Origin of the sequence: Streptomyces sp. NPDC057638, from assembly GCF_042800315.1 — a bacterium.
GTDB lineage: Bacteria > Actinomycetota > Actinomycetes > Streptomycetales > Streptomycetaceae > Streptomyces.
The window spans coordinates 1-9,162 of sequence record NZ_JBHVHF010000306.1 but is presented as its reverse complement, the minus strand read 5'-3'; the positions used below and the strand labels follow the sequence as shown (position 1 = coordinate 9,162).

At 74.6% G+C, this 9,162-nt stretch carries 6 protein-coding genes; 1 reads left to right on the top strand and 5 read right to left on the bottom strand.

Features of this window, described 5'->3' with window-relative positions:
* Positions 1-32 precede the first annotated feature (32 nt).
* The 5 genes from ACFVIM_RS29080 to ACFVIM_RS29060 form a co-directional block, all read right to left on the bottom strand.
* Positions 33-1,421 carry an FAD-dependent monooxygenase gene (locus tag ACFVIM_RS29080; RefSeq protein ID WP_384307411.1) on the bottom strand — a complete coding sequence of 463 codons (1,389 nt, stop codon included), beginning with the start codon at positions 1,419-1,421 and terminating at the stop codon, positions 33-35.
* Positions 1,418-2,884 (bottom strand): monodechloroaminopyrrolnitrin synthase PrnB family protein, encoded by a 1,467-nt coding sequence (locus ACFVIM_RS29075; protein WP_384307409.1) that lies wholly within the window; start codon positions 2,882-2,884, stop codon positions 1,418-1,420. The genes ACFVIM_RS29080 and ACFVIM_RS29075 overlap by 4 nt, the downstream gene beginning before the upstream one ends.
* A gap of 118 nt (positions 2,885-3,002) precedes the next feature.
* Positions 3,003-4,604, bottom strand: a complete 1,602-nt coding sequence (locus ACFVIM_RS29070) for an MFS transporter (protein ID WP_384307406.1) — start codon at positions 4,602-4,604, stop codon at positions 3,003-3,005.
* Positions 4,601-6,031, bottom strand: a complete 1,431-nt coding sequence (locus ACFVIM_RS29065) for a 4-hydroxyphenylacetate 3-hydroxylase family protein (protein ID WP_384307404.1) — start codon at positions 6,029-6,031, stop codon at positions 4,601-4,603. The genes ACFVIM_RS29070 and ACFVIM_RS29065 overlap by 4 nt, the downstream gene beginning before the upstream one ends.
* Positions 6,032-6,133: 102 nt before the next feature.
* Complete coding sequence (locus tag ACFVIM_RS29060) at positions 6,134-7,060, bottom strand: AraC family transcriptional regulator (protein ID WP_384307413.1); 927 nt, start codon at positions 7,058-7,060, stop codon at positions 6,134-6,136.
* Positions 7,061-7,871: 811 nt separating this feature from the next.
* On the opposite strand from ACFVIM_RS29060, the gene ACFVIM_RS29055 reads away from it, so the two are divergent.
* Positions 7,872-8,783, top strand: a complete 912-nt coding sequence (locus ACFVIM_RS29055; RefSeq protein WP_384307401.1) for an SDR family oxidoreductase — start codon at positions 7,872-7,874, stop codon at positions 8,781-8,783.
* The last annotated feature ends 379 nt before the right edge of the window (positions 8,784-9,162 follow it).

Below are 9,162 nucleotides of genomic sequence, written 5' to 3'. Positions count from 1 at the left end.
GGCCGGGCGTGTGCGCCCGCCGCCGCCCGCTTTCACCTTGTCGGACGCACCGGGGTGGGGTACGCGAGGGCTCCGGGGAGGTCATAGGGCGACCCCTGGTTGACGCTGGCGGTGTCGAAGGCGCCGGTGGCGGCGTACCGGGCGGCGATCTCGGCGCGCTCGGCGGGCGGGATGACGGCGTCGATGTCGGAGAACCCGCCGGGGGCGCGTTCATGGGCGAGGTTGATCACCACTTCGGGGCCGAGGCGGCGGTTGGCGTGCTGGAGGCGGGTCATGGCGGGGCGGCGTTCGGCCTCGTAGGCGGCGAGCGCCGGGACGGGGTCGGTGTGGCGGGCCAGGGCGTGGGCGAGGGCGCGGCCGTCGACGATGGACTGGGTGGCGCCGTTGGAGCCGATCGGGTACATCGCGTGCGCGGCGTCGCCGATGAGGGTGGTGCGGCCGTGGGACCAGCGCGCCAGCGGCTCCCGGTCGACCATGGGGTACTCGTACGCGCCGTCGGCGGCGAGGAGTACCTCCTCCAGGCTGACGCCGCCGAACTCCCACCCCTGGTAGTGGCGCAGAAAGCGGGAGACGGGGACGGGCCGGTTCCAGTCACCCCGGTAGGCGGTGTTGTCGGTGCCGGGGGCCCACCCGGTCGCGTCGCTCCCGGCGCTCCCGGCGCTCTCGGCGGGGGCGGCGGGGGCGGCGGGGGCGGCCAGTGCCCAGTTGACCTGGACCGTTCCCTCGGCGCTCGGCCGGGTCATCGGGTAGACGACGGCCCGGTGCCGGTCGTCGCCCGCGATGACCATGAAGTCGCCGATCCGGTCGGCGGGGAGGGTGGAGACACCCCGCCAGACGAGCACGCCGTTCCAGGGCGGCGGCCCCTCGCCGGGGTTCAGGGCGGCGCGGACGGCCGAGCGGATCCCGTCGGCGCCGATGAGGACGTCGGGGGCGAGGGAGGCGCTGCCGTGGTGGGTGCTGTCGCGGTGGTCGAGATGGACCCGGGGCCGTCCGCCCGCGCCCTCGGTGACATCGCTGATGCCGGTGACCTCGGTGACGCGTACGCCGGGGAGGAGGGCGGCCGGGCCGAGCCGTTCCCGGACGGCGTCGGCGAGGGCGAGCTGGAGTTCGCCCCGGGCGATGGAGAGCTGGGGCCAGCGGTAGCCCGCGCGCACACCCCGGGGCTCCTGGGAGATCAGGGACCCGCCGCGATGGTAGTACCGCAGCTCACGGGTGGCGAAGGACCGCTCCAGGAGCCGGTCGAGCAGACCGAGGGCGGCCAGCTCGCGCACCGCGTTGGGCATCACGTTGAGCCCGGCGCCGATGGGCTGGAACTCCCGGGCGGCCTCGACGACGGTGATCCGTTCGTACCCGGCGGCGTGCAGCGCGAGCGCGGTGGTCAGCCCGGCGATGCCGCCTCCGGCGATCAGGACATGGGTCATCGGCTCTGGTCTCCTGCCGGTTCGGGAGTGGTACGGGGGGTCCGGGGCGTACGGGGGGAGCGCGTGGGCGCGGGACGGGGGTGCGGCACGGGCGGCACCGGCGGCACGGGCGATCCGGACGGCACGGACGGCACGGACGGTCCAGACGGCGCGGACGACCCGGAGCGGGGCGGCGGGACAACCGGATGCGCGGCGGCCGCACGGTCGGCGACGGCCATACGGTCGGGGGTGCCCGCACGGTCGGCGGCGGCCGGGGAGCGCTCGGCGCCCGTCCGGGCGGCGCCCGGTCCGCCCGCCGCGCCGCCGCCCGCCGCGCCGGCCGTCGGCGTACCCGGCCCGGAGGACGGCGCGGGCGCCGGTGACCGGGGCGTCCTGCGTACCAGCGTCTCGTTGTCCCGCGTCAGATCCAGCACCTCGCGCAGCAGCGCGACCGGCGCGCCCCCGCTGCCCTGGTCGTACCGCCGTACCTCCTCGCTGTACGCCTTGCGGGCGATGGTGATGTGCCGGGCGCGGAAGGTCTTCAGGATCCGCAGCACCCGCGCGAGCGCGCGGGCCGAGTGCGCCAGCGCGGGCGGGAGGTCGTCGGCCCCCTCCCAGCTCAGCGCGGCGGAGAGCTTGGAGACAGCGGAGGTGACGCCCTTGTGCGCGTGGTAGTGGGCGCGCCACGACGGCAGGCTGTAGGTGATCGACTCGGCGAGGAAGGCGTCGTAGCGGGAGTGGTCGCGGTCGCACTGCCACAGCGTCAGATCGACCAGCCACAGGGGCACCTGGGCGGCGGCGGGACCGAGGTAGGCGGTGCCGCCGACGTCGATGTCCTCGAAGTAGCAGCGCATCTCGCGGGCGAAGAAGACCGGGTCGACCCCGGCGACGGTGAGGTCGATGGCGGCCACCATGGACTGGACGTGTCCGGCGGTGCGGTCGAGCGCGTCGGCGAAGGCGGGATCGTACGGTTCGAGCCGGGCCAGCTCCGCGCACGAGTCGAGCGAGGCGACGAGGCCGGGGAAGACCATCCGTACCGCGTCCTGGAGGGTGGCCTCCATGGGGTCACCGGTGTAGGTGCGCTGGCGGTGGCCCAGGGGGTTCCAGGTGGTGTAGTGGTGCACGGTGTCGCGGGGGACCATGTCGGTGCGCCGGCCCAGCTCCCGCAGGACGGGCAGCGCCTCGGGGACGGCGGTCAGCGGCTCGACGCCATGGCGTTTGAGGGAGCCGAGCAGAAGACCGAGGTCGCGCATGGCGGCCAGGGCGTCGGTGACACCGTAGGCGGCGGTGGCCTCGGGGTCGGGGACGAGGACGCGCAGGGCGGTGGTCAGGGCGCGCACATCCGCGCGGGCGTTCATGGCGGGCACGGCCGCCAGCAGCGCGTCGGCGGCGAGCGGATCGGCGGCCCGTATCGCGGCTATCCGGTAGCGCGGATCGCCGCGCCGTTCGAGGCCCGGCGCGGCGAGAAGGTCATGCAGACTCAAGGGAGGCTCCCCTGGACAAGATCGAACAACGGTGACTCGGACGGGATTGCGTGGTGCGCGCCCGGCCCCACCGTCCTGGCGCCCGCGCGCGGCATCGCACGCTCGCGGGGCACCGTGCTCACTCCACGGCGCCACCGACACGGTCCTGACGCGCCGTGGGCCCGTGACCGGTCGTCGGACCGGGGTGGTGGTACGGGCCGAGGGAGGGCGCGGGACCGTGACCGGATAAGAGCGCCGGCGGCCGCAGTCGTACGGAGAGGAGCGCGGCCAGCGCCGCGAAGCCCGCGCCCGTCAGCAGGGCGGCGGTGTAACCGGAGACAGAGGGGGTGACATCGGCGCCGGTCCCGGCGCCCGCCGTGGCGACGGCCACCAGGACCGCGAGCCCGAGCACCGAGCCGAACTGCTGGCTGGTGTTGACCAGACCGGAGGCGAGCCCGGTCTCCTCGGGGCCGGCCTCGGCGGTGGCGGCCACATGGGTGGTGACCATCACCAGCGGCAGGGCGGCGCCGATGAGGAGGCTGGGCGCGAAGACGGTGGTGAAGAAGGTGCCGTCGGGCGTCAGCGCCAGCGCCAGCCAGACCAGTCCGAGAGTGAGCGCCGTGAACCCGGCCGCCATGGTGGCGCGCAGCCCGATCCGGGCGATCAGCCGCCCGGACTGGGGCGCGACGGCGACGACCACCAGCGACAGCGGCAGCAACCCGAGCCCGCCGACCAGCGGCGACTGGCCGAGCACCCGCTGGAGGTAGAGGCTGACCAGGAAGAACATCGGGAAGAGCGCCATCTGTCCCAGGGCGCTGAGGAGGTTGGCGCGCCGCAGCGCGGGCCGCCGTAGCACCGCCGGGGGCACCAGCGGCCGGGCCAGCCGGGACTCCAGCAGCGCGAAGAGACCGAGCAGGACCACCCCGGCGGCAGCGGCGGTCAGGGTCCGCGCGCTGGTCCAGCCGTCGGCACCCGCGCCGACCAGGGCGTAGGCGAGGAGCCCGAGTCCGGCGGTGGCGGTGAGCGCGCCCCCGGGGTCGAAGCCACCGCCACGGGTACGGGCGCCGCCGTGGAGCAGCCGGGGCGCGAGGGCGGCGAGCGCCAGCGCCACCACGACGTTGAGCCAGAGCGTGGAACGCCAGCCGAGGATGTCGGTGAGCACCCCGCCGAGCGCGGTGCCAAGCACTCCGCCGAGTCCGCCCATCGCGGCGAACGCGCCGAGCGCGGAGTGCCGGGCGGGGCCGGGCGGGAAGAGGCCGAGCAGCAGCGCGAACGCGGCGGCGGCGGCGAACGCGGCACCGACGCCCTGGAGGGCGCGCGCCCCGATCAGGACCCCGGTGCCCTGGGCGAGGGCGCCCACGGCGGAGGCGGCGGCGAGCAGCACGAGCCCGCCGAGGTAGAGCCGCCGGTGCCCGAGCAGGTCTCCGGCGCGCCCCGCGAGCAGCAGCAGCCCGCCGAAGGCGATCAGGAACGCGTTGGCGACCCAGGACAGGGCGGCGGACCCGGCGCCGAGGTCGGCGCCGATGGACGGCAGCGCCACATTGACGATCGCCGTGTCCATGATCAGCAGGAGCTGGGTGCAGGCGAGCAGCGCCAGTGCGGCCCGGGTCCGCGGGCGCCCTCCCGGCGGTGCTTCCCCGGCGCCGCCCCGGGGCGCGGGCACGGGCGACCCGCCCGGCGCGCCGTGGGCAGGCTCCGGTACGGAGGCGGGCGCGCCGGGACCGGACGGCCCCCTGCTCACGGTGTTCCCCCGAGGTCATAGCCGTCGAGACAGGTCTGGGCCAGCCGTTCGCAGTTCTCGGCCCCGCCCGCCCAGGTCTGCATCGTCAGGGCCACATGCGGCGCGCCGTGGTAGAAGCGCTCGTACTGCTCGTGCCGGGAGGCGAACTCGGACCCCAGCGCGTCCCACGCCAGCTTCAGCAGCCGTACCCGCTCCTCGGCCCCGGCGCCGGGGGCGCGCAGATAGCGCTGGAGGACCGGGCCGAGTTCGGGGTGGAGCAGGTCCCGCGCGGAGGCGGGCAGCTGGATCAGGGAGCCGCCCGCGAGCTGCTTGATCTCCTGGAGGGCGCGCGGGTACAGCTCGCCCGCCATGATGCGCTGGGCGTAGGAGATCTCGGTCCCGGGCATCACGCCGCCGCGCCCGCCGTCCACCTCCTCGCAGGACGCCTCGGCGGCCAGGACGAACGCCTTGGCCTGCGCGACCATCCCCAGCAGCCGTCCGACGGACTGGGTGACCTGCGGCACCTGGTCCACGCCGTTGGCGCGGGTGAGCAGGATGGCGACGCCGGTGAGGAACTCCAGTTTGGTCCAGAAGCGGGTGGCGGCCTGGTGCACGAAGTTGAGATAGGCCGGGGTCCGCCACCACATGGCGGCGGTGGTGGTGACGTCCCGGTAGGTCAGGACGCGCTCCCAGGGCACGAAGACGTCCTCGCAGACCAGCAGCGCGTCGTTCTCGTCGAAGCGGGAGGAGAGCGGGTTGTCGACGAGGGAGCGGGCCTGGCCCTCGTAGGAGGTGCGCGAGACCAGGGAGAGCCCGGGGGAGTCCACGGGCAGGGAGAAGCAGAGGGCGTACTCGGTGTCGCCGGGCGCCAGCGGTTCGATGGTGCCGATGACGACCTCGTCGGAGAAGACGGCTCCGGTGCCGATCAGCTTGGCGCCGCGCACCACGATCCCGCCGTCGCGTTCGGCGACGGCCCGCACCCTGAGGTCGTCGTCGGGCGCGGAACGCGGGTTGGTGATGGTGAAGGAGCAGTAGAGGTCGGACCCGGCGAGCCTGCGGTGGAGCGCGGTGGCGTTCGCGGCGCCGTCGAAGCCCTCCCCGGTGAAGACCTGGGGCATGGCGGCGAACCCGGCTGCCCCGCCCGCCATGTAGTCGGGGGTGCGGCCGAGGAACCCGAAGCTGGCCTCGGCCCACGTCTTGTACGCGGCGCGCCGCGCCACCAGGTCCCCGGCGCTGCGGGGAACGGCGTAGGCGCGGTGGATCCCGTCGGGGGTGGTGAGGGTGGCGCGGTGTGCGGAGTCGTACGCCAGGTCGTACAGGCGCGCGATGGACGCCGCGGTGTTACGGAAGGCGGGGTGGCTCGTCACATCCTTGACGCGCTCTCCGTCGAGCCACACCTCACGCCCGTCGCGAAGCGATTCGAGGTATTTCCGGCCAGACCTTGTCAACGTCTCTCCTCAAACGGACATGCCCCGACTGAGCTGAGCCTGACCCCAGCCGAGGACACTGGGCAATGAACGACCGTCCAGCGGTGATTAAGAACCGGCCAGTCATGCAGATGAGAGGCCCTTCGTACGGTATTCACCGGGGGTCATGCCGAACCACTTGCGGAAAGCGAGATGGAAGCCGACGGCGCTCTGGTAGCCGACCCGCTCCGGGACGGCCGACTGGGGCAGTGAGGTCTCCGTGAGCAGCCGGGCCGCCTCCTGCATCCGGCGCCCCGCCAGATGGCGGGCGGGCGCCTCGCCCACCAGCTCCCGGAAGGTGGCGGTGAAGGCGGAGCGGGACATGCCCACCTGACGGGCGAGGGACTCGATGGTCCAGGGCTCGGCGAACCGGGTGGAGATGATGACCATGGCCTTGCTGACGCCGGGGTGGCGCAGCACGGGCAGCGAGGACGGGTTGTCCGCCAGCTCCCGCAGCAGCGGGCGCATCGCGAGCACGAAGGCCATCTCGAAGGCGCGCAGCGTCACCAGCTGGTCCCCGGGGCCCACCGGCCGGTCGACGGCGGCCAGCAGCCGCAGGGTGTCGCGCAACAGCGGCTCCCGGTCGACCTGGGAGCGGTCGAGCACCAGCGCCCAGGGCAGCGCCTGGTAGAGCCCGGTCGCGGCGGAGGCGTCGTAGTGGAGTCCGGCGCACAGCAGCCGGCTCTCGGGCCCGCTGCCCTCGATCCTGATCTGTCCCGAGGTGCCGGGCTCGCGCTCCGGCAGTACGGAGCCGAGGGCCACCCCGCCCCGGCGGTCGGGGTGGTCGGAGAGGCGGTGGGCGGTCCCCATCGGGAAGACGGCCAGGTCTCCGGTCTGGAGCAGGATCGGGGGACGGCCCTCGGCCGTGACCCAGCAGTGCCCCTGGGTGATGTAGTGGAGGATGGCGCAGCTCTCCTCCGCGTCGCCCTCGATCGCCCAGGGCTCGCGGACATGCCAGCGGCTGTCGAAGACGCCGGTGAGCCGCAGCGGCTTGAGCAACTCGCTCAGCAGGTCGTCCTTGCCGGAGCCGGGCCCCGCGCCGGAACCGGGCGGCGGGCAGACGGGTACCTCGCTCGCGGCGACGGCCTGGGGGGAGGAGCCCGTGGCCGCGTCCGGCACGGTGACCCCACCGGCCCGGCCAGCACCGACCGCACCACCCACAGCGACCCCACCGACCGCACCGACCGCACCGACCGCACCGACGACGGAGTCCGCACCGACCGCTGAGTCCGGGCCGACGGCGACACCGACGGTGCCGACCGTCTCGGCGGCGCCGACCGCGCCGACCGCCCCGACCGTCTCCACGGCGACGGCGCCACCGGCCCCGCCCGTCTCCACGCCCGCAGGCACCACCGCCGTCGCACCGCCCGCACCGCCCACGCCGCCCACAGCGGCGACAGCGGCGACAGCGGCGACAGCGCCCACAGCGCCCACAGCGGCGACGGGAGCGACAGAGGCAGCGGAAACAACAGCCGCGACCGTGGCGACCGGCGCCACGGCACCTCCGCCCATCCCTGCGGCCTGAGGGGCCTGAACGGCCTGCACGGCCTCAGCGATCCCAGCGGCCTCAACGACCTGAGCCGTCTCAGCGCTCTGAGCCCTCCCAGCCTTCTCAGCCGTCTCAGGGGACTGTCCGGTCACGCCGGGTGCGCCCGTCTCAGCGGGGTCCATCTCCACGGAGTCCATTGGACGATCCTTCAACCTCCGACCCGGTTTGTTAATTGATCGGCCGAAGCCGCCACCCCGAGCCTGGAAGAGCCGTATGCGGTGGCGTCCACACCCTATCGAAGGGCTCTTCATACTTATGTCCGATCACATACCGATGCGTGTAGCGGTCGTGGGCGCGACGGGTTACCAGGGGGGCGCCACCGCTCGGCTGCTGGTGGAGCGGGGGCACCCGGTCCACACCCTCAGCCGCCGCCCGGAGGCCGACCGGCCGGATCTGCCCGGTGTCTCCTTCGGCAGCGGCGACCTGGGCCGGTACGAGGACGTACGGCAGCTCTTCGAGGGCGCCACCCACGCCGCCGTGGTGATGCCGCTGGTGTACCAGGCGGAGAAGGTCATGCGGTACGCCCAGCACCTCGCGAAGGCGGCCCGGGAGGCCGGGGTCCGGCGGCTGGTCTACAACACCAACACCCGGGTGCCGGACCGGACGACCACCATCGCGGCCTTCGAGACCCGGCGGCTGGCCGAGACCGTGCTGCGGGAGGGACTGACGGGCAGCGGGGTGGAGCTGGTGGTGGTGCGGCCACCGGTCTATCTCGACAACCTGTTCAGCCCGTGGAACGGCCCGGCGCTGGTGAACGAGGGCGTCCTCGCCTACCCCCTGCCCGCCGACACCCCGGCGGCCTGGCTCTCCCACCGGGACCTGGCGGAGGCGGTCTACGCCGCGCTGACCGTGGACGGGATCGCGGGCCGCATCTTCGACATCGGCGGCGCGTCCTCGCTGACCGGCCCGGAGCTGGCCGAGGAGGTGGCCCGGGGCCTCGGCCGCCCGGTGCGGTACACGGCGCTGGAACCCGGCCTCTTCGAGCAGGGTCTCTCCCCCATCCTGGGCGGGGAGAGCGCCTCGGGGGTCACGGGCATCTACCACTACATGGCGAGCGGGGCCGAGCCCGGACTGCTCGGCGGCGACGACGGCTCCACCGCCGCCTCGCTCTCGGTGAAACCGGCCCCCGTCGCCGAGTGGGTGGCCCAGCTCCCCTGGCACCTGTGGGCGCACGCGGAACTCTGAGCCCACCGACGCCCCCGCGCCCCCACCGCCCCCGTCCCCTCCCGTACGGAACCGGGCTCCCGGCCTCCGTACCCGGCGCCGGTCCCCCGCGTCCCCGCGGAGCCGACCCCAGGACCCCACCCCGCGCACGCGGCACCCGGCACCCCGGTCCGCCGGCGCGCACAGGGCCCCGGCACCCCACCCTCACCCACCCCGACCCCCGCACGACCAGCGAGACCAGAGAGAGCACCATGAACCACACCCACCACGGACCGAGCCACGCCACGCTCCCCGAGCCCAGCTGGGGCGCCGCTCCGCACCCCGAGCCGAGCTGGGGCGCGTAGCGGGAGCACGCGGGAAGGACAGACGCACACCAGGGGGCGCGGGCCCCGGCGCGCAC

Excerpts from the sequence above, each read along its gene's own strand:
- ACFVIM_RS29080 (WP_384307411.1), bottom strand. The coding sequence starts at position 1,421 with ATGACCCATGTCCTGATCGCCGGAGGCGGCATCGCCGGGCTGACCACC.
- ACFVIM_RS29055 (WP_384307401.1), top strand. The coding sequence starts at position 7,872 with ATGCGTGTAGCGGTCGTGGGCGCGACGGGTTACCAGGGGGGCGCCACC.